The sequence below is a fragment of the Pseudoalteromonas neustonica genome, assembly GCF_001653135.1.
GTDB classification, from domain to species: Bacteria; Pseudomonadota; Gammaproteobacteria; order Enterobacterales; family Alteromonadaceae; genus Pseudoalteromonas; species Pseudoalteromonas neustonica.
In genome coordinates this window covers 241,912-261,589 of sequence record NZ_BDDS01000006.1, presented here as the reverse complement: position 1 = coordinate 261,589, position 19,678 = coordinate 241,912, and the positions used below count along the sequence as shown (strand labels likewise).

Here is a 19,678-nt window from a genome sequence, read left to right as displayed (position 1 = left end):
CGTGTTATACGCTATGGTCAATGTTAAAGATGCGCGCTAACAGCCTTAAATTCTGTTAGACTGCGCAGCCTTTGGCGACTCGCGGTGAGTTGCTTTAAAACGACAGTTAGGAACGCCGGTGTCAAAATTTTTCTATCGCGGTAAACCCGATATTATGGGTAAAAATAACCAAGGTACTTATAAGCCTAAGCCAAATGTAAAACCTGGTAGCGAAGAAAATCCGCTGGTTTTACAGGTGCAAAGCCCTGAGCGCGAACGTGAAATAAATGCTATTTTGGTAGCCAATGATTTATTTGCTGATATTAAAGTTGATAGTACGTTAGCTGAAGACATTGCTCCTTTGGATATCGTACTCAACAAACCCGTTACGCAAGTTTTTGAGAAAACACCACAACGTAACGATCCATGTTCGTGTGGAAGTGGTAAAAAATATAAAAAGTGCTGTGCTTAACTCGATTAAATAAGTTTAGCTGTAGTTGAATAAACCATCCCAATGGCTATCGAGCTGAGCTTTCGCTTGGCTTAACTCAACACTAAAGTAATGCTGTTCAATAACAGTAACCAGTTTCATTTTTGTTAGCTTGTTCAGTGCATCAGTAATTTCAAAATCAAGTTCACATTGGTAGCTATTTTTAAACCAGTCTTCAATCTTTTCATCAAGCGCTTGCGCGGTTAAACCTTGCGGTGACTTTAATAAGAAGGTGTAGGCAAGCAGTGCTTCTTTAACGTCTTCTTCTTCGGCAGAGTCTATCAATGTATGAAATACGCCTGCATTGTTGTCTAAATTTTTAAAGTACAAGTTATCAGTGAGTGCTTTCATAAAACGAATTTTACGGTTTTTAAATTTACTCCATTCTTTAAAAATAAAGCTACCAAACACGCCCATTCCAATAGCAAAAGTAATAAAGTGCTGTTGGCTCATATGTACTTCTTCATTACGCCAACCTCCCCAAAAGGCTAATAAAGCGATTAACAATAAAATAGACGCGCCAAGTTTCGTCACTAATACTATCGCGCCGCCAATGAGTGCTGATGTGGCAATGACCACTTTATCAATCGGGCGCATTTTAACTTCGCTGTTTGGAAACAACATTTCTAGGTCTGCTTTAGGGACGTTTTGAAATAATTTTATGATGGTCGAATTAGGCTCATAACCCAGTGTTTTTTTGTTTTTTGCAGTAAAGTAATCAGCCCCTTTAAAGCGAATAAACACCGCAACGCGTTCATAATTTGTAAATTGTAGAGTGTGTGTTTTTAATCCCCACCATGAGCGAAGTTGCTCAGTTTTTTGGGATTCACCTCTGCGATAAAACACGACTTCAGCAAAATCATCAAACTCAACGGCTAAACGTACTTTAAAGAGTGACTCTTCACGCAGGGCATCTTGTAAATCGTCAGAAGTGATCTTTTCGTAGTTTGCTGCATTGAGAATGCTTGCAAACTCTTTAGCAAATTCAGCCTGATGAAGGGCTTTTTGTTCATCAGAAATTAGTCCGAGTAAGCGAGTGTCTCTGTTTGGGTCAAAAGGGGCATAGTTATGTTTAAGTGACTCAAGTTGGTGATGGTATTGATTATGTATCAAGCTTGCGAGTAAATGGCTAAATTGCTTGAAGGACTCAGTATCTTGTTCGGTAAGCTCTTGGGCACAGAGATCGACAATATCGTGCTTTGTGAAGGGAATAAATCGATCGTTTGACATACGGTGCGCTTTTACATACTTATTAATTCATAGATAGTAAAAAATAAAACTTATAAATGCGACATAAATCTGAGACTTAACTTATGATTGCATGTTAAATAAAGCACATTGAGATTTTTTAATGTTTTATTGTTGGCATGGCTATTTAATGTAATAGTGCATATTTGTAATTAATCTTAAATGGCGTGCGACTCCTCTTTATGTATATTAAACCCTTAAAGCAGCTTTTTACTGTGTTGTTTGTTGTGATGATTGCCGTAGTAATAGTTGGTTATTTATCAGAATATCATGTGCTTGAGCAAGATATATACTTTAATGGTGTTGCGACTGATGCAATAAATTTATTAATTGTTATTTGTATATTTTGGCTGGTTCAGTTATCTCACTTGGTGATAAAAACGTATTTTTTCTTAAGCTTAGGTTTGTGGTTATGGACTACAGGATTGCTTTTTGATTTATTAGATGAAGTACTCTTTCAACCTAAATGGATTGGTATTTATGTTGAAGATATGTTTCGTACATCTGGCATGTTAGTGACAGGTTACGGCTTATTCTTAGCTATGCAGAATTTGGCGCAAGCTCATCAACAGCTTTCTAAAGAACTAATTACGGATGATTTAACTAAAGTAGCTAATAGGCGTTACTTTTACCAGTATGTGAAAAACAATGAGAGTAAGCCTTACAGTATTTTTATTGTTGATATTGATCATTTTAAATCAATTAACGATGAGTTTGGGCATGATATCGGTGATCATGTTTTAAAAGAATTGGCTGTTCTATTTGCGAGTGAGTTTAAGGGCGATGCTATTTTTGCTCGTATCGGTGGCGAAGAATTTGCCATTTATTACCCAAGTACGTGTATGGCAGATATCACAGCAATCACACAGCGCTTGCTAACTCTTGCAAGTACTGTTGATGTTGCTGCAACTCGTAAGTTAAGTGTTAGTATTGGTGGTTCAATAAAGCAAGCTGATGATTCGTTGATAGAGGTTATGAAGCGTGCAGATCAAGCGTTATATAAAGCTAAAAATAGTGGCCGAGGACGTTTTGAAATAACATAACACCTGTTGTTTTAGTAATAAAAATACCTTCCAATATGTACAGAGTTAAAGGCCAATTTTACATTTGATGGCCTCACTCCTCGTTTTTTAATAATTCACTTATACTAAAACCCTTTTATATTTAGCAGGTTAAGCTTTGTTTTTTGTTTGGCACTTAGATTGCAAAGAGTAAAGCTGTAGTGCATAAGAGTGGATTTAGTAAGGGTATTATCGAAGAGGATATTTCACATATTTCACCATGTATTTACTCGCTTTTACATAGAATTAAATTATCTATTTTTGGGTGCACAAGGAGTTAGGATGTCTGTTGGGAAAAGTATAAAACAAAAAACTCGTCAATTTATTGATTCTAAGCATATGCTCAGCGGGATCACGGTTGCGTCATTTTTAGAATCAACTATCGTGCCTATCCCATTAGAAGCGGTAATGGTTCCTTTAATGCAAGCTAGGCGTGAAAAGCTTTGGCTAATTGCCCTAATGGCTACTATTGGCTGTATTTTTGGGGCCTTAGTAGGTTATGCCCTAGGCTATTATTTGTTTGATATGGTAGGGGATTGGGTTATAAATAGCTTTTCAAGCCCCGAGCAATTTGAACAGGTTAAGCAAAAAATGCAAGCGCAAGGTTTTTGGTTTGTAATGACTTTGGGTATTGTGCCAATTCCATTTCAGATTGCTATGTTGGCAGCGGGCGCTACTAAATACTCTTTGCTGCTGTTTTTAATTGCGACCACTATTGCGCGCTCTATTCGTTATTTTGGTCTCGCGCTGGTGGTATATTTTGCAGGCGATCAGGCTGAGCGAATTATCAAAAAACACAAAGCTAAAGCGTTAGTTGCAACTTCAATTATAGTACTGTTAGCGTGGTGGATGAGTACGTTATTTTAATCATTTGGTTGCACTGATAACTTCATCTTTTATTTAGCGTAGTGTTAGGGCGTGTTGACCTTTCGTGATTAATTTTTCAGCAGTCTATTTGGTATTTAGGCAAGGCAGCGCCTATGCAGTGTGGTTGTTCCCCATAAGTAGGCGATAACGCAGTATAAATGCCAAACATGCGCTGCCCAAAGGGTTCTTCCTAGGGGCGATTAACTCTTTGTTGCCTACACGGATGTAGGTAAGGGGCGTGAGCAGGACGTGTAAGCTTTGCTCGATTTTTACTTATTCTCACATGGATGTGAGTCAGTAGAATAACGCAGGAGCAGTTATCGAGCCCACTCGATTCCAAACCTCGCGCCGCGATTAAATCGCCCCTAGGTTGAACAAATTTCAATCCTCAAAGGTCAACACGCCCTAGGGTGACGCTGCGTTGCCAAATCGCTGTAAATGCTTTACTGAATAAATATAGAAATAATAGCGGTATCAGTAGTAATTTTAATATCAAGAGTGAAAGCAAGTTTAAAAAATCTGTAAATAAACTTTCCATTGATGCCACCATATTAGTAATGCCGTTACTAACCGTATTTACAACGCGACTCACTATATTACCAGTATTTCCCGTTAGTTGGTCGTTAAGCCCAATAAGTTGTTTTTTAAGTTGGCTTTTTTGTAAGTACAGCGCGGCTAATTGATTGTTGATAGCAGCCTGCTTTTGTTTAAGGGCTTGTTGTTTTGCAATTAATGGTTTGGCAGATTCAAGCTCTGTAAGGGTTATTTTTTCTGTGAGTGAGCGTGCACCTTGGATTATATTTATCTGTTGAGTTAGTTTATCTAGGCGTTGTTGATTGTTTATTATAACGGTATTTAACTGTAATTCTTGGGTGTTAATTATTTCTATTTCATCAAAAATAGTTTGTTTTTGGCTGTTTATTTTAGCCGTCACTTGCGATGATAGCTGTGATGTTGCATTTGCTTGGGTATTTAAAGTGTCTACTTTTCCTTCGATATATTGATTTTTATTATCAATCTCTTCATCTAAAAATGCATGACTCATTAGCCCAGTGCTCAGTACAACCAAGGGAATTAAAAACCTGATTAACACCAAGCTTGCCAGTAACCGTCCTTTTAGTTGCTTTAAATAACCACCATAGTCACAAATGACATACGCGACGGCGCTTAGTGTAAATAAGCCACTAAAAAACACACCCGATGACATAGTGAACAGTATGCGTTGAATAAAGAGTGAGCCAATAGCCATACGCATTGCATCAGCAATGTATTCGGCTAAATCATTTACAGGATCAAGTAGTTGCGCGGGTTGAATACTTGCGATACCGATCCCAACCTCAGCAGATTGTAATAACGAGATAATGGCGTTTACGCTACGTGCTGATGCATACACGATAGATGACTGTAGTAGGGCTTGGTCAATAAACGTCATAATATAATCGTTAAAATGGGGTAACCAGCAAAGAATAACGAGGATAACAAGAGCAAGGTATTTAGCTGCGTTCACTGAGTTACTTTGCATTTGTTATCCTTTTAAGTTGAGATTTAAATTAACTACCCAGCTCATTTTTGTTGATAGTAATAACCCGTTGCGGGAATGGAATTTCAATGTCTGCGTTTTGAATTACTTTATATACGCCTCCATTGACAGCCAATTTGGTTTCAATAATTTTAGTTGTTGGTACCCAATAGCGATAACTAATAGTAACGCCGCTGTCTGCAAAGCGCTCAATGCCGACCTGTGAATGAGGGTCATCAGCAACTAATTCATGATTTTTTAATACCCCTTCAATGAGTTCAATTGCTTGTTCAGCACTGGCGTTATAAGCGATGTCTATTTCGCCCTTAACAAGAGAGTAATTAAACGAGTTATGCAGGATTTCACCGACGATATGCTTATTTGGAATGGTAATTTCGACTTTCTCTTCGTTGATAAGAACAGTATGTCCCAGCTCAATCGTTTTAACTTGGCCACTGACGTTTTTAACTTCAATGGTATCGCCTACTATAAACGGACGAGTGGCAATAATCGCCAAACCTGCGCCATAGTTAGACAACATCCCTTGTAGTGCTAAGCCTGCACCAAGGGACGCGGCACCAATAGCAGCTACAAATGGTGTAACGCTTATGCCTATTTTGCCCAATGCGATAATAATAAACATGATGACCAGCAGTACTTTTACGACATTACTGACAAAGTTAGTAAGCGTGATATCCATATTATTGCGCGCCATGAGTGCGGCAACCATTTTAGATATTTTTTGCGCAACCCATAAACCAAAAATTAAGATCAATACTGCGCCGACTAGCTGCATGCTGTACTTAACGAGGTACTCGCTGATCATGGTGTAATATTTTTCGACTTGTTGTATTTCTGTACTGATCATTACGTGCTCATTAAAAATTAAACGCTCTATTGTTGCTTATCATAGCAGAGCTTTGCTTAAAAAAGGATAAAGTAGAGGGACGATTAACGCAGTTACCAGCGCGCTTAATGCCATGGCAACTGATGCAAAAGCACCAATGCTCGTATTTTCATTTAATGCAGCGGCGGTGCCAATAGCATGGCATGCAGTGCCTATAGCAACACCTTGTGCTTGGTGGTTATAAATCCCCAAAATGCGAAAAAGCATAAAGCCAAATAGCGCTCCCAGCAGGCCAATAAAAATAACCATCGCTGCGGCTAGGGATGCAATGCCGCCGAGCGAATCGGTAATTAGCAAAGTAATAGGCGTTGTTACAGACAGTGCTGCTACAGACGCAGCTAGGTGCACAGGAACATCAAATAAAGCGCTCAATAATGTCGCTACAACGGTTGCATTAATAACGCCAAAAGTACAGCTAAGTAAAATTAATAAAGCGTTTTTTCTGATATGGATAAATTGCTGATAAAGAGGCAGTGCTAGTGCAACAATGGCCGGCTCTAATAGCCAACTGAGTAATTGACTGTGCTGATAAAAGCGCGTGTAAGATAAATCTGCTGCAACAAGGATAACCGCGAAAATAGTAATGGCTAAAAATACGGGGTTACTTATTGCCTTTAATAAAGGTGATTGAATTCGAGAATTCAACTTTCTCAGTAATATAAAGAGCGTAATTATAATTGGAATGCTCAACCACCACATATTACTCATTATGATCCCGTCCTTTGAATAGGGCAATCACATAACTGATCAGAATTAAGCTACTCAGGGGAACAAAAATCAGTGTGGCTGTTAAAAACTGCCAATGCTGTCTAATTAAGCCTAAGTGTTCAATAAATCCGACACCGGCGGGGATGAAAAACAGGGGCATAAAATTTAAAAGAGGTGAAGCGCAGGGAAGTAATTGTTGCTCTTTCACTAAGCCACATAGTAGCAGCGACAGTAATATAAGCATCCCAAGTAATGGCGCAGGAAAACCCCCTCCAATCAAGTGCATTATTGTTTTTGCCGCAGCTAAACTACCAATGATCAATGCGCTACTAATCAAATAGCGTAGTACAGGGTAAGATAATACTTGGGTCGTTTTCATCATTGCTTATTTTATTTAATTAATGAGTAAACTTGAACATGTTTAGCCTAAAAAAACTATGCGACTTATAGACTACCAGTGTTTAGGGTTTTGATATTTTATCGTGTCGTTACCTTTTGCTTTGGCAATCGCTTTTTTGGTATTTGGATTGATAATTAACCTGATTTGGCTAAAGGTTTCTTTTGCTAAAATGCGACGTTTTGGCGTGTGATAACTTTGTTGTGTGACTCGCTTTATAGCTGCAAGGGCATCGGGGGAGCGCTCGAGTAAAGTTGTAATCATACTTTGGCAGGCATCATGTGGGTTGTCACTGAGTAGAGTGACCAAGCCAATCTCGTGTGCTTTGTATGCACTTATTGGTTCGGCATGACTTGCTAGCCATTGCGCGTCATCACGCTTTAATAAACTAGGTAAAATGACATTAGCACCCATATCGGGGCAAAGTCCCCAGCGTGCTTCCATTATTGCTAACTGTGTATCCGGATGAGCAATTCTATAATCAGCGCCTAACGCTATTTGTAATCCCCCTCCAAAGCAGTTTCCTTGTATAACTGCAAATACAGGGACACTTAGAGACTGCCATCCAAGCACAACTTGTTGAGCTAAGTTACAGTTACCAGGCAGCCATTTAAAGAGCAATTTAAACATATCTATTGGGGATTTCATTACACTTGCTACATCAAGCCCTGAACAAAAGTGTTCACCACTGCCTTGAATAATAACAGCGCGAATCGACTTGTTTTTTTTAAGCTGCTTTATGACTTTAGCCAGTTGTTTGAACATGATGAAATTAAGCGCATTTTGTTTCTCTGCTCGAAATAGTGTGACGTACGCAACTGTGTTTTTTATTTCTAATGTAATCATGCCAACTCCTCTGACCTGTTGATTTTTAGCTTACGAGTTAATCGATTACATGTAAAGCGTCACTCTTTAATTGAACAAAAATTTACAGCAGCGACACAAATGTAAAACCAATGTACAAAAAATTACAAAGTGGTGTATATTTTATTTGAACTTACCACAAAACCTATCGTCAATACTTGCCCTAAACGTACGTTGCGTTTTGCACAATTAGATAATAACCAAATGGTAATGCATTTCATTACCTGCCAAGGAGAAAGCTATGCTGAAACGGTTTACGCCTAATATTTTAGGTACTTACCTGTCATTAACCATTAAATGTATGATTGGTGGTGCATTATTTGCATCAACAGCAGGCTGCTCTGATGACTCGGCTACTAAACAAGTTGCTCCGCCTCCGGCCGTTTCGGTATTTAAGGTTATAACGCAAGATGTTGGAAATTATCGAGAGTTTGTTGCGAGGACTGAGGCGCATCAGGAAGTTAAAATACGTGCGAGGGTTGAAGGTGAGCTGATTGAACGCCACTTTGATGAAGGATCCTATGTAGAAAAAGGGCAGTTATTACTGAAGATTGATCCAAGTGAGTATCAATCTTCAGTAGCAGGAATTGAGGCTGATTTAAAAAGCAAAATTGCTGGCGCAGATGGTGCAAAGCGAGACCTAACTCGAGGCAAAGAAGTCGCCTCTCAAGGGTTTATTTCGCAATCTGATTTAGATAAGTTAACAACAAAGTACGATCAAGCAGCTGCAGCGGTTAAATCGGCACAAGCCAATCTTGAAAAAGCTAAATTGAATTTAAGTTACACACAAATTAAAGCGCCATTTGCAGGGCGTATTGGTAAAGTAAACTATGATGTAGGTAACTTAGTTGGACCAACATCAAACGAGTTAGCTCAGCTTACTGATGTTGACCCTATTTACGTTAATTTTCAGGTAGAAGAGTCTGACTATATAAGTTACCGCCAAAAGCACCAAGGTAGTGAAGGCAACCCACAAAATGTACCAATCGATTTATCTCTGCGTTTACCTAATAACTCAAACCTAGCATCAAAAGGGCAACTTGATTTCGCTGATACTAAAGTTGATCGCAGTACGGGGACGGTAGAACTACGAGCAACGTTTGCTAATCCTAATAATATAGTTATGCCGGGTTTATTTGTAACCTTGATTTTAGAAAGTAAAGATAAGCAAAAGCAGGCACTAATACCGCAGGCTGCAGTTCAAGAAAACCAACAAGGCAAATTTGTACTCGTCGTTGGGGATGATAAAAAAGTAGCCACTCGTATTGTGCAATTAGGTCGTCGTATTAATGCAATGTGGGTTGTTGAGTCTGGCCTTGAGCAAGGCGAGCAAGTGATTGTCGAAGGTTTGCAAAAAGTGCGCCAAGGGGTGGAAGTTAAGCCAGTCGAGAAAAAGGTTGATCACACCACGGGTACTATTTCTAATTTAACTAATGCCGCGGGCTAAAAGGAGCGTTCATGATCAGTAAAACGTTTATCGCGCGGCCTAAATTTGCCTTAGTGATTTCGATTGTTATCACCCTTGCAGGTTTGATTTCAATGGGATTACTACCGGTGAATATGTACCCGGAGATAACCCCGCCGCAAGTACAAATTACCGCGGTCTACCCTGGTGCAAGTGCACAGATAGTCGAGGAATCTGTGATCAGACCCATTGAAGAACAAATCAATGGTGTTGAAGATATGATGTACATTGAATCGAGCTCAACGAATAATGGCATTGGCAGCATAACTGTATATTTTAAAGTTGGTACAGACACTGATATTGCACAGGTCAACGTGCAAAATAGGGTGGCGCTTGCTGAGCCTGGCTTACCTGCAGAGGTAAAGCGTCAGGGGGTATCAGTTAAGAAAAAATCAAGTGCAATGCTACTGGGGATTAACCTCTTCTCTAGCAAAGATAATATTGATGATATATTTTTGAGTAACTATGCAACCAATTATTTAACCGAATCACTTGGGCGTATACCTGGTGTTGCGTCAGCAGAAGTTATGGGCGAAAGGACCTATTCGATGCGCTTGTGGTTGCGCCCAGATAAAATGGCTGCACTTGGGCTAACAATCGCTGAGGTACAGGCTGCTTTACAAGAGCAAAATACCATTGTAGCAGCCGGTAAATTAGGCGCAGCGCCAAGCTTACCAAGCCAGCAATTTGAATATTCGATTCAAGCTCGAGGGCGCTTAAAAACCCCCGAAGAGTTTGGCCAAACTATTCTTCGCTCAAACCAAGATGGCAATTTCGTCCGTCTTAGTGATATTGCACGTATTGAACTGGGCTCTGCTGATTACAGCGTAATAGCTAAGTTAAACCAGCAAGATACGGCTTTCATTGTTATTTACCAATTAACAGATGCTAACGCAACGCAGGTAGCAAGCGATGTAAAAGCTAAAATGGCAGAACTTGCAAAGCAACTCCCTGACGGTGTTGAATATTCTATACCGTATGATACAACTGAGTTCATTAACCGATCGATTGATGAAGTTGTTGTAACATTATTTCAAGCCGTTGGTTTAGTCGTGTTAGTGGTGTTTTTATTTTTACAAAATTGGCGAGCTACACTTATTCCTACTATCGCTATTCCTGTTTCTTTAGTGGGAACCTTTGCTTTTATGATGGCAATGGGGTATTCAATTAACTTAATTACCTTGTTTGGTTTAGTGCTTGCGATAGGTATTGTGGTTGATGATGCGATTATTGTTATTGAAAACGTTGAGCGTATCCTCAAAGAAGAAAAACTACCCATTAAAGAAGCCGTAACGAAAGCCATGGAACAAGTGACAGGGCCGATTATAGCTACCACCTTAGTGTTACTTGCGGTATTTGTGCCTGTAGGTTTTATGCCAGGTATTACTGGGGAACTTTATAAACAATTCTCTGTTACTATTTCGTTTGCAGTGCTTATATCATCTGTCAATGCGCTTACTTTAAGCCCTGCATTATGTGCGTTATTACTAAATGAAAAAGTAATGACGCCGATAAAATGGTTAGCGCCCGTTGATAGAAGTATTACTAAATCTACTACCGTCTATTCTAAAATCATACACTTTATTTTGAAACGTTCGGCACGAATGGCTATTTTTGCATTGGTTATTTTTGTGGCCGCTGGATGGTTGGCCAAAAGTGTCCCGACAGGGTTTATTCCAGCAGAAGATCAAGGCTTTGTATTTGTTGATGTGCAATTACCTGATGCAGCTGCAAGTGGACGCACAGAAAAAGTGATGCATAAAATAGCCGAAATAGTTAAAAATGAACCCGCAGCGACTGATTTTATAGCCGTATCAGGGTTTTCATTAATTGGTGGTGCAGGTTCAAATAATGCGTTAGGTATTGTGATTTTAAAAGATTGGGAAGAACGTACCAGCCCTGAATTAGGCTTAAAGTCTGTTATAGGTCGTTTGATGGGGCAAATGTGGGCAATGCCAGATGCGCAAGTGATGGTCTTTAATCCGCCTCCTATTCCCGGTTTGGGAAGCAGCTCTGGTTTTGAGTTTCGCTTACAAGATAGTGAGGGGCGTGATCCAACGCAGCTGGCCCAAGTTCTTAACGGCTTAGTGTATGAGGCAAATCAGCATCCTAACCTCAGCAATGTTTACAGTACCTTCAGAGCAAATGTTCCGCAGTACTTTTTAGAGGTTGATCGTAACAAAGCCAAAGCTCAAGGTGTTGCTTTGAGTGATATATTTTTAACGCTACAAGCGCAACTGGGCTCGTTATATATCAATGACTTTAATCAGTTTAGCCGTACTTATAAAGTGATTATGCAGGCTGAGAGTGAGTTCCGTAAAAATCCCACTGACTTACAATATTACTTTGTTCGTAACGATAAAGGGGATATGGTTCCACTGACTACACTCGCTAAATTAGAGCCGATCCTTGGGCCTACGACTTTAAACCACTTTAACCTATACCGTAGTGCTAATATTAGTGGCCAAGCCGCGGCAGGGTTTTCAAGTGGTGATGCAATTGCAGCTATGCAAGAGTTGGCTTCGCAGTTACCTAATGGCTATGTGTTTGAATGGGCGGGGCAGTCTAAGCAAGAGATTGAAGCGGGTAATATGGCACCTATCCTATTTGGTCTAGCGGTTATATTTGTTTACCTATTTTTAGTTGCGCAATATGAAAGTTGGACAATTCCATTTTCAGTCATTGCAGCGATCCCATTGGCAATGTTTGGTGCTATGTTGGCGTTGTATGTATTAGGTATGGAAAATAACATTTACGCGCAGGTTGGTTTAGTGTTGTTAATAGGGATGTCGACCAAAACCGCAATTTTAATTGTTGAATTTGCGATGGAGGAGCGTGCTGCTGGTAAGAGTATATTTGACGCTGCATTGAGCGCGGCAAGCATGCGTTTTCGAGCAGTATTAATGACAGCTCTTTCGTTTGTCTTAGGCGTGTTACCTTTAGTCTTTGCAACAGGTGCAGGGGCTGGAAGCCGAGTCTCATTGGGTGTTACTGTATTGGCAGGTATGCTAGCCGCAACTATTTTTGGCACTTTGCTAGTTCCATTATTTTATAGTTTGGTGCAATCAATGCGTGAAAAAATAAAAGGTACTGTATCGACTCAAGAGTGAAGTAAGGGTCGTGTAAAAAAAGTCAGGGAAACCTGACTTTTTTTTGTCAAAAATTTGCTGAGGTTTGATACTATACTTGGTAATTGCATCTTGAAAGGTTTATGGCGATGACAGGGCCCCGTTTATACAGTGAAGAAGAAGTAACGCACCAAGCTTATGATATCTTTTTAGAATTAGCACCAGATAACCTTACGGAGCAGGATGTTGAAGATTTTAATCAACATCGCGAAGAGCTTGGCTTTATTGAAGAAGGTGAGCCAGATGACCAATGGCATGATTTTGTGGCACTTGAAATTGAACCAGAATTATTTGTTCAAGTACTCGTCGGTCTTGAGTTTGATAATCAAGATATTTTATTTGCTAAAATTTTGATAAGTCGCGATAAAGATGCACCGTTTTGCCATATTTTATGGAAAGAAAGCGAATAATTTAGATGCCATATCTCCGTTATAAAGTACTTATGTTAAGCAATCATACAAAGATTTGTCAGTGATTAGGCTATTTCTGCTATTGAGCTTGATATTGAGCTTTAAAATCTGGGCGGTTGACCCATTTGAAGACTTTCATGAATATGGGCAACTTTCAGATGAAGAGATCCATAAAATTCATCAAGGTGAGTTACTCTACGGTGATATTGAATTTGGCTTTATTGTTAGTCGGGGCAATACTAATTCGACGAGCTTTAAGTTCAAGGGCAACTTATATCAAGATTTTGATAGTTGGCGTAATCAATTTAAAATAGATACGTTATATAAGCGAGACAAAAATGAGGCTACCGGCGATGACGAAGTCTCGGCCAACAGAGTGTTCATATCAGCGCAAGGAAACTATAAAGTTGGTGTGAAAAACGCTTCTTTCTTTATATATGGGGATTACGAAGAAGATAAATTTAGTGGCTTGGACTTTAAAAGTACGTTAGCCACAGGTTATGGAAATAGGCTATATGAAGGGGTTAAAAATCAAGTTGATTTTGATATCGGCCCTGGCTTATATCGCTCTGTTGCAGTAGGTGAAGCGGATGATGATAGTACTAAAACGGGCTATTTGTTGCGTTTGGCGCTGCAATGGGAGCGTACTGTTTCAAAGCGCACGCGCTTTAATCAAGATGTTAGTATTGAACAATCGCTTTCGGGGCTGAATTCGCGATTGAAATCAGAAACTTCATTGATCAGCCAAGTTATGGGGGCGGTGTCGTTAAAGTTTGCTTATTTATATCGTTATAACTCCAAGCCGGAAAATGACAAACTAAAGTTTGATTCGGAGCTAAGTGCGACATTCGTTTATAGTTTTTAATATTTATTAGAGAGTGTTATGTATCAACATAAACAATTTGCACTGTTCATTTTTGTTATATTGAGTTGGATTGCCAGTTTTGTAGGTTTAGCGTGGTATTTAATTGGTGCGGATATGCCGTTAATGGTATTTGCAGCAATTTTAGTGCTGGTGGCATTTTTCTTTCATGGTTTAACTATTAAAGTTGATGACACTCAAATCAGTTGGGGTTTTGGCCCCGGTGTATTTGGCGATAAGTTACAATTGACAGATATAGTCGAAGCTAAAGCGGTAGAAAACTCATATAGACACGGTATTGGTTTACGTATTACGCATGATGGTTGGGTGTATACTGTGTCAGGGTTTAGTGCAGTACAGCTAGTTTTAAAAGATGGTAGTCAGTATCGGTTAGGAACTAATGATCAAGATGGTTTACTTGCTGCTTTAGCCGATAAAATTAGTAAGCCTGAGTAGCCCTAAATATCGTAAAATTAACAAATAAAAAGCGCATTAGCGCTTTTTATTTATTAGGGGAAATTGATTAATGGTCGTGACCACAACCACCTTCAACATGTACATGACCATGGGCTAGTTCGTCGGCCGTGGCATCACGCACTTCAAGAATTTCTACATCAAAGTTTAATGTGATCCCTGCAAGAGGGTTGTTACCATCAACAATAACTTCGTCTTCTTGAATATCAATGATCATGACTGATTGATCACCATCATCGGTAGAAGCACGAAATTGCATACCTACTTCAATTTCCATATCTTCAAACATTGATTTAGGTACTGCTTGCATGAGTTCATCATGGCGTTCACCGTAACCGTTTTCAGGTTCAACAGTAACACTCAAAGTGTCACCAGCTTCTTTACCTATAAGTGCGTCTTCTAGGCCTTGAATTAAGTAACCTGTACCAACGATAAAAATGAGTGGCTCACCATCAAATGAGTTATCGATAGAGTTTTTGTCATTATCCATAACAGAATAATGCATTTTTACCACTTTATTTGTTGCAACGATCATAGTTACTCCTATTTATTCGTCGTCAAGAGAGTAGGGTAGAGGAAGAATTGATAGCTCTACCGCCGGGGCATGTTTTGCACGCAGTAACTGACTAGGTTCACTGTCGTTTGGCAACACTACAAGGCCAAATAAGGTTTTACTTTGCGGGTTGTAAGCTTGGCTTATTAATTTACCCGCGCGGCGCCAGTTTTCACCCATTTGAGTTTCTAGTTCCGGCTCTGCCAATTCTCCGTCACTATGTCCTGACACTATATACATTGCGCGTTTATTCTTACCAAGGTATTTCATTCGCGCTACAGTTTCTTGGCCGGTATAACACCCTTTACGAAAGCTAATTCCGCCAATAGCTTGTAGGTTAACCATTTGCGGGACATATTCACCAAGGGCCAACTCATTGAGTTCAGGTTCACCAGCTAAAATAGCGTGTTGTTGCCACAAAGCATCGTTTTCAAGCGCGATAACGTCATCAGGAAGAGAAAAGTCAGCATTAACCATTAATAAGATACGGTTGTCTGCTAGTTTTATGGCTTTACCATAACTAAAATCACACGCGTTATCCTGCCCATTAAAATGGATATCGAGGCTTTTTAGGGCTGCGGTTACGTCTTCACCAATTAAACCGATTAATTTTTCTGTTGCTGCTAGGAGCTCAACGTTTGAAAATACCGCATATTTTTTCAATTCAGCTAGTGATTGGGTGATTTCAACTTCAGAGGCCGCTAAATAGTAGCTATCTTGGTAGGCAAATAATTTCGCGACGCTCCATAGTTTACCTTTGGCATTACAATGCCCAGTCCATAAATAGTTATTTTGGCTTAGCTTATTGATATCTTGAGTAATTTGACCATGAAGGTAGGCGAGTTTATCAACACCACTAATGCGGATCAGCTGATGTGACAAAGGGCATGCATATACTGTTGACATAAAAACCTGCGTTACAAAAAATATAGAGGCTCATAATACCGTAGTTAGCGCTGAGGGTATAGATGCATAAATTGCTGTTTATTCAGGTGCAATTTGTTAAACTGCAAGGTAACTAAGTACGAGGTAAAAAATGACTGAAATTCACAATAAAGCGCGTATCCGTTGGGCTTGTCGCCGCGGCATGTTAGAACTCGATGTGTTGTTTATGCCGTTTGTCGATGAGGCATTTGATTCATTATCTGTGCAGCAGCAAGCTGTACTACAGCGTTTATTAGAAGCTGATGATCCCGATTTATTTGCGTGGTTTATGGGCCATCAAGAATGTAAAGACCCAGAACTGAAGCAAATGGTACAACTTATTTTAGACCGGGTTCGTGTATAGATTCACGGTTGCAAGAAATAAAGCAGACCACAAACCCTTTGTGGTCTTATTTGGTTTGTTCGCCTGTTGTTTTAGTCTTTTTTTAACCACCCTTACAGTTCAACTACTTACTTTGGCTATGGCTTTTATTAGTGGCCGTTGGTGTTGGCTGCAATTTAAAGCTGTGCATAGTGATGAGGGGGTTGTGATTTTATCATCGTCAAATATCTGCTTTGAAAGTAAAACAGTAAAAATCAACGGTAATCTCAGTTGTAAAAGCCGAGTGTATCCAAAGAGTGTGTGGTTACATATAGAATCATTGGCTCAATCTCGCTGGTTAATTGTTAATGCCAGGAGTGTTGAGCCGCAAAACTTCATTCGCCTTAAACGTGCTATTTTGGCAGCTCGAACTGAGTCGGCGGGGTTAAAATAGTTGGGGTTGGGTTATCATTTAACTGTGGGTAGTCAATGGTGTAATGAAGGCCTCTGCTTTCTTTTCGCTCCATAGCACTTCGAATAATAAGCTCAGCAACTTGGACTAGGTTACGTAGCTCTAATAAGTTATTAGTAACGCGGAAGTTTGCATAATAATCACGAATTTCTTGTTGTAGTAGTTCAACACGGTGTAAAGCGCGCTCCAAGCGCTTAGTTGAACGTACTATGCCAACATAATCCCACATAAATAGACGTAACTCATGCCAATTATGCGTGATCACCACTTCTTCATCTGAATTAGTAACACGACTTTCATCCCATACAGGTAAGGTTTTTAATGCCGGGCTGTGCTGTATTTTAGCTAAAATGTCTTTTGCTGCGGCATGGGCAAACACAATGCATTCTAACAATGAATTACTCGCCATACGGTTAGCGCCATGTAGGCCTGTGTAAGCGACTTCGCCAATTGCGTAAAGATTATCTAGATCGGTTTTACCGTTAAAATCAGTCATTACGCCACCACAAGTGTAATGAGCTGCCGGTACTACTGGGATCGGGTCTTTAGTAATATCAAGACCCACACTCAAGCACTTTGCGTAAATAGTAGGAAAGTGCTCAATAATAAAGTCTTTATCTTTGTGGCTGATATCCAAATATACGCAATTTGCACCTAAGCGCTTCATTTCGAAATCGATAGCGCGAGCAACAATATCTCTTGGTGCTAATTCTTCACGAGTATCAAAGTCTTTCATAAATCGGGTGCCATCAGGGCGTTTTAAGTAAGCGCCTTCACCACGCATGGCTTCTGTTATAAGAAAATTCTGTAACTCTGGGTGATATAGGCTAGTTGGGTGGAATTGGTTAAATTCCATATTGGCAACGCGACACCCCGCACGCCATGCCATTGCAATACCGTCACCGCTAGATACGTCAGGGTTTGATGTATAGAGGTAGACTTTACTGGCTCCACCGGTAGCTAAAGCCACGAATTTAGCTGAAATCGTTTCGACTTTTTTTGCCGCGCGGTTCCACATATACACGCCGTGAATATGTTGGCCGGTTTGGCCTAGTTTTTTATCACCAATCAAATCAATTGCATTATATTGTTCAAGCAATGTTATTCTAGGGTGTGCTTGCACTTGGCTTATCAGGGTCGTTTGTACAGCGCGACCAGTTGCGTCTGCAGCATGAAGAATACGCCGGTGACTGTGGCCGCCTTCACGCGTTAAGTGAAAACGTTCTTTGCCTTTGCTGTCAAATTCCATATCAAAGGGGACGCCTTGCTCAATAAGCCATTGTAAGCAATCAGGGGCATTGCTTGCAGTGTAATGAACAGCTTCTCTGTCGCATAAACCACCACCGGCATCTAAAGTGTCTTGCACATGCGATTCTATACTGTCATTTTTTTTATCAAAAACAGCAGCAATTCCGCCTTGGGCATAGAGTGTGGAACCTTCGGTTAGTTCACCTTTACTAATTACGGTGACTTTACAGTGGTTGGCTAAAGACAGAGCTAATGAGAGGCCAGCTGCGCCACTGCCTATAATCGCGACATCCGTAATGTGGTGTTTATTTTGGTTCATGTCCGTGGTCTTTGCGGTTACAATGCTCAGATACTAATTTATGCAATTGGTACGAGCAATCAATATTATTATGATAGGCGTATATGTATCATATTTGGCGCGACACTATTAGTGATTTTCAGCTTTTGCCAACTTATTTACGGCTATTTTATAAAATAATAATATTAAACAGAACTTTTTGTTCATAGCGTAGTCAGAGTATTTGTGAACAATGGCTAAGATATGAATAACAAGCAATAATTAGATATAGGAGTACCGGCTCGAATGAGCGAGCAGGATTTGGATTTAGCGCTAGTAAAAAGGGTCCAGCAAGGCGATAAAAATGCCTTCAATCTTTTAGTAAAGAAGTATCAGAATAAAATCGCTGGTTTGATTTCACGTTACGTATCAAATCAAGGTGATATTGCTGATGTAGCACAAGAGGCGTTTATTAAAGCGTATCGTGCTCTTCCTAACTTTAGAGGGGACAGTGCCTTTTATACTTGGTTATACCGTATCGCCGTTAATTGTGCTAAAAATTACTTAGTGGCTCAGGGTCGCAAACCGCCAGCAAATGATATAGATGCTGACGATGCCGAATTTTACGATGGCGCAGATGCAATGCGTTCAAATGCATCCCCTGAAAACTTGTTATTAAGCGAAGAAGTTCGCGCAGTTATTTTTAGCACCATTGATAGTTTGCCTGAAGATCTTAAAACCGCAATCACCCTACGAGAAATCGAAGGGATGAGCTATGAAGAAATAGCAGTGGTGATGGATTGCCCAGTCGGGACGGTGCGTTCGCGTATTTTCCGTGCCCGTGAAGCAATTGATAACAAATTAAACCCATTAATAGGCGAGTCTTAATATGACAAAAGCAGACGTTAACAAGTTGGATAATCAACATCTATCCGCATTACTTGACGGCGAACAACCACTAGAGAATCAAGTGTTAGCATCTGATGATGCTGCTACTTTTGGTCGTTACGCATTGATTGGTGATGCTATGCGTGCTGAGTCAGATAATGCCTTCGTTATAGATATCAGTGATAGCGTTGCAAAAGCACTAGAAAGTGAACCTGTGTATGCTGACTTTAGTCAAAAACAGGCACAGCCTACACCTCTAGTGGCAAACGGCACCGCTAATGTAGTGGCATTTAACTGGCGTAAACCAATTTCACAGTTGGCTATTGCAGCCAGTGTGGCAATGTTTGCGATTGTTGGTGTTCAGACTTTGCCACAAGGTGAAAATTCATCGGCGAATGAAATTCCAATGCTACAAACAACACCTTTAACGGGTGTTGCGTCTCCAGTGAGTTATTCATCAGAACCAGCGCTTGAAAATGCAGAGCAAGGTTTACGTGAGTTACAGCAGCAGCGCATAGGCGCTTTAGTTCTTGAGCATCAACGCCAAGCACGAGTTGCATATTCATTAGAAAAAGCCCACACTAAGGCGCAAGCCGAAGAGGAAAAAAACTAATT

General features: G+C 40.0%; 20 protein-coding genes. 11 read left to right on the top strand and 9 right to left on the bottom strand.

Annotated features, from left to right (window positions below; translation table 11 throughout):
* The first annotated feature begins 118 nt into the window (after positions 1-118).
* Entirely contained in the window at positions 119-451 is a 333-nt protein-coding gene (locus A7967_RS11395; protein ID WP_054205384.1) for a PBPRA1643 family SWIM/SEC-C metal-binding motif protein, read from the top strand.
* 15 nt (positions 452-466) lie between these two features.
* On the opposite strand, the gene A7967_RS11390 is transcribed toward A7967_RS11395, so the two are convergent.
* Positions 467-1,699 (bottom strand): TMEM143 family protein, encoded by a 1,233-nt coding sequence (locus tag A7967_RS11390; protein WP_054205385.1) that lies wholly within the window; start codon positions 1,697-1,699, stop codon positions 467-469.
* Between the two features lie 200 nt (positions 1,700-1,899).
* Here A7967_RS11390 and A7967_RS23360 point away from each other — a divergent pair, with 200 nt between their 5' ends.
* On the top strand, positions 1,900-2,760 hold the full coding sequence (locus tag A7967_RS23360; protein WP_054205386.1) for a GGDEF domain-containing protein: 861 nt from the start codon (positions 1,900-1,902) through the stop codon (positions 2,758-2,760).
* A 300-nt stretch (positions 2,761-3,060) separates the two neighbouring features.
* Positions 3,061-3,645 (top strand): YqaA family protein, encoded by a 585-nt coding sequence (locus tag A7967_RS11380; RefSeq protein WP_054205387.1) that lies wholly within the window; start codon positions 3,061-3,063, stop codon positions 3,643-3,645.
* 388 nt (positions 3,646-4,033) lie between these two features.
* Here A7967_RS11380 and A7967_RS11375 read toward each other — a convergent pair whose 3' ends face one another.
* The 5 genes from A7967_RS11375 to A7967_RS11355 all read right to left on the bottom strand — a co-directional run bounded on the left by A7967_RS11375 (position 4,034) and on the right by A7967_RS11355 (position 8,022).
* Positions 4,034-5,167, bottom strand: a complete 1,134-nt coding sequence (locus tag A7967_RS11375; protein ID WP_054205388.1) for a hypothetical protein — start codon at positions 5,165-5,167, stop codon at positions 4,034-4,036.
* Positions 5,168-5,195: 28 nt separating this feature from the next.
* The gene (locus A7967_RS11370; protein WP_054205389.1) at positions 5,196-6,032 is read right to left on the bottom strand and encodes a mechanosensitive ion channel family protein; all 837 of its coding nucleotides are present in this window, start codon (positions 6,030-6,032) and stop codon (positions 5,196-5,198) included.
* A gap of 39 nt (positions 6,033-6,071) precedes the next feature.
* Complete coding sequence (locus tag A7967_RS11365; protein ID WP_054205390.1) at positions 6,072-6,779, bottom strand: LrgB family protein; 708 nt, start codon at positions 6,777-6,779, stop codon at positions 6,072-6,074.
* Positions 6,772-7,161 carry a CidA/LrgA family protein gene (locus A7967_RS11360; RefSeq protein ID WP_064435701.1) on the bottom strand — a complete coding sequence of 130 codons (390 nt, stop codon included), beginning with the start codon at positions 7,159-7,161 and terminating at the stop codon, positions 6,772-6,774. The genes A7967_RS11365 and A7967_RS11360 overlap by 8 nt, the downstream gene beginning before the upstream one ends.
* A 69-nt stretch (positions 7,162-7,230) precedes the next feature.
* The gene (locus A7967_RS11355) at positions 7,231-8,022 is read right to left on the bottom strand and encodes a crotonase/enoyl-CoA hydratase family protein (protein WP_054205392.1); all 792 of its coding nucleotides are present in this window, start codon (positions 8,020-8,022) and stop codon (positions 7,231-7,233) included.
* Positions 8,023-8,281: 259 nt separating this feature from the next.
* Here A7967_RS11355 and A7967_RS11350 point away from each other — a divergent pair, with 259 nt between their 5' ends.
* From A7967_RS11350 to A7967_RS11330, 5 genes are all read left to right on the top strand, one after another.
* Positions 8,282-9,487 carry an efflux RND transporter periplasmic adaptor subunit gene (locus A7967_RS11350; RefSeq protein ID WP_054205393.1) on the top strand — a complete coding sequence of 402 codons (1,206 nt, stop codon included), beginning with the start codon at positions 8,282-8,284 and terminating at the stop codon, positions 9,485-9,487.
* Between the two features lie 11 nt (positions 9,488-9,498).
* Positions 9,499-12,615 carry an efflux RND transporter permease subunit gene (locus A7967_RS11345; RefSeq protein ID WP_054205394.1) on the top strand — a complete coding sequence of 1,039 codons (3,117 nt, stop codon included), beginning with the start codon at positions 9,499-9,501 and terminating at the stop codon, positions 12,613-12,615.
* 107 nt (positions 12,616-12,722) lie between these two features.
* On the top strand, positions 12,723-13,043 hold the full coding sequence (locus A7967_RS11340; RefSeq protein WP_054205395.1) for an HI1450 family dsDNA-mimic protein: 321 nt from the start codon (positions 12,723-12,725) through the stop codon (positions 13,041-13,043).
* A gap of 91 nt (positions 13,044-13,134) precedes the next feature.
* Positions 13,135-13,908 (top strand): DUF481 domain-containing protein, encoded by a 774-nt coding sequence (locus A7967_RS11335; RefSeq protein ID WP_405631550.1) that lies wholly within the window; start codon positions 13,135-13,137, stop codon positions 13,906-13,908.
* A gap of 18 nt (positions 13,909-13,926) precedes the next feature.
* Positions 13,927-14,361 carry a hypothetical protein gene (locus A7967_RS11330; protein WP_054205397.1) on the top strand — a complete coding sequence of 145 codons (435 nt, stop codon included), beginning with the start codon at positions 13,927-13,929 and terminating at the stop codon, positions 14,359-14,361.
* 67 nt (positions 14,362-14,428) lie between these two features.
* Here the strand turns inward: A7967_RS11330 and A7967_RS11325 are convergent, their stop codons facing one another.
* The gene (locus A7967_RS11325) at positions 14,429-14,914 is read right to left on the bottom strand and encodes an FKBP-type peptidyl-prolyl cis-trans isomerase (protein ID WP_054205398.1); all 486 of its coding nucleotides are present in this window, start codon (positions 14,912-14,914) and stop codon (positions 14,429-14,431) included.
* A gap of 12 nt (positions 14,915-14,926) precedes the next feature.
* Positions 14,927-15,838 carry a CAF17-like 4Fe-4S cluster assembly/insertion protein YgfZ gene (gene ygfZ / locus A7967_RS11320; RefSeq protein WP_054205399.1) on the bottom strand — a complete coding sequence of 304 codons (912 nt, stop codon included), beginning with the start codon at positions 15,836-15,838 and terminating at the stop codon, positions 14,927-14,929.
* 130 nt (positions 15,839-15,968) lie between these two features.
* Here ygfZ and A7967_RS11315 point away from each other — a divergent pair, with 130 nt between their 5' ends.
* On the top strand, positions 15,969-16,220 hold the full coding sequence (locus A7967_RS11315; protein ID WP_054205400.1) for an FAD assembly factor SdhE: 252 nt from the start codon (positions 15,969-15,971) through the stop codon (positions 16,218-16,220).
* Positions 16,221-16,591: 371 nt separating this feature from the next.
* Here the strand turns inward: A7967_RS11315 and nadB are convergent, their stop codons facing one another.
* Positions 16,592-18,217, bottom strand: coding sequence for an L-aspartate oxidase (gene nadB / locus A7967_RS11310; RefSeq protein ID WP_054205402.1), 1,626 nt, complete (start codon positions 18,215-18,217; stop codon positions 16,592-16,594).
* Positions 18,218-18,481: 264 nt separating this feature from the next.
* Between nadB and rpoE the strand changes: the two genes are divergently transcribed.
* Positions 18,482-19,063 carry an RNA polymerase sigma factor RpoE gene (gene rpoE, locus A7967_RS11305; RefSeq protein ID WP_054205403.1) on the top strand — a complete coding sequence of 194 codons (582 nt, stop codon included), beginning with the start codon at positions 18,482-18,484 and terminating at the stop codon, positions 19,061-19,063.
* Between the two features lies 1 nt (position 19,064).
* Entirely contained in the window at positions 19,065-19,676 is a 612-nt protein-coding gene (locus tag A7967_RS11300) for a sigma-E factor negative regulatory protein (protein WP_054205404.1), read from the top strand.
* The last annotated feature ends 2 nt before the right edge of the window (positions 19,677-19,678 follow it).

Bases quoted from the DNA above. Each gene is read 5' to 3' on its own strand.
- A7967_RS11390 (WP_054205385.1), bottom strand. From the start codon at position 1,699: ATGTCAAACGATCGATTTATTCCCTTCACAAAGCACGATATTGTCGAT.
- A7967_RS23360 (WP_054205386.1), top strand. From the start codon at position 1,900: ATGTATATTAAACCCTTAAAGCAGCTTTTTACTGTGTTGTTTGTTGTG.
- A7967_RS11380 (WP_054205387.1), top strand. From the start codon at position 3,061: ATGTCTGTTGGGAAAAGTATAAAACAAAAAACTCGTCAATTTATTGAT.
- A7967_RS11375 (WP_054205388.1), bottom strand. From the start codon at position 5,167: ATGCAAAGTAACTCAGTGAACGCAGCTAAATACCTTGCTCTTGTTATC.
- A7967_RS11370 (WP_054205389.1), bottom strand. From the start codon at position 6,032: ATGATCAGTACAGAAATACAACAAGTCGAAAAATATTACACCATGATC.
- A7967_RS11365 (WP_054205390.1), bottom strand. From the start codon at position 6,779: ATGAGTAATATGTGGTGGTTGAGCATTCCAATTATAATTACGCTCTTT.
- A7967_RS11360 (WP_064435701.1), bottom strand. From the start codon at position 7,161: ATGATGAAAACGACCCAAGTATTATCTTACCCTGTACTACGCTATTTG.
- A7967_RS11355 (WP_054205392.1), bottom strand. From the start codon at position 8,022: ATGATTACATTAGAAATAAAAAACACAGTTGCGTACGTCACACTATTT.
- A7967_RS11350 (WP_054205393.1), top strand. From the start codon at position 8,282: ATGCTGAAACGGTTTACGCCTAATATTTTAGGTACTTACCTGTCATTA.
- A7967_RS11345 (WP_054205394.1), top strand. From the start codon at position 9,499: ATGATCAGTAAAACGTTTATCGCGCGGCCTAAATTTGCCTTAGTGATT.
- A7967_RS11340 (WP_054205395.1), top strand. From the start codon at position 12,723: ATGACAGGGCCCCGTTTATACAGTGAAGAAGAAGTAACGCACCAAGCT.
- A7967_RS11330 (WP_054205397.1), top strand. From the start codon at position 13,927: ATGTATCAACATAAACAATTTGCACTGTTCATTTTTGTTATATTGAGT.
- A7967_RS11325 (WP_054205398.1), bottom strand. From the start codon at position 14,914: ATGATCGTTGCAACAAATAAAGTGGTAAAAATGCATTATTCTGTTATG.
- ygfZ (WP_054205399.1), bottom strand. From the start codon at position 15,838: ATGTCAACAGTATATGCATGCCCTTTGTCACATCAGCTGATCCGCATT.
- A7967_RS11315 (WP_054205400.1), top strand. From the start codon at position 15,969: ATGACTGAAATTCACAATAAAGCGCGTATCCGTTGGGCTTGTCGCCGC.
- nadB (WP_054205402.1), bottom strand. From the start codon at position 18,217: ATGAACCAAAATAAACACCACATTACGGATGTCGCGATTATAGGCAGT.
- rpoE (WP_054205403.1), top strand. From the start codon at position 18,482: ATGAGCGAGCAGGATTTGGATTTAGCGCTAGTAAAAAGGGTCCAGCAA.
- A7967_RS11300 (WP_054205404.1), top strand. From the start codon at position 19,065: ATGACAAAAGCAGACGTTAACAAGTTGGATAATCAACATCTATCCGCA.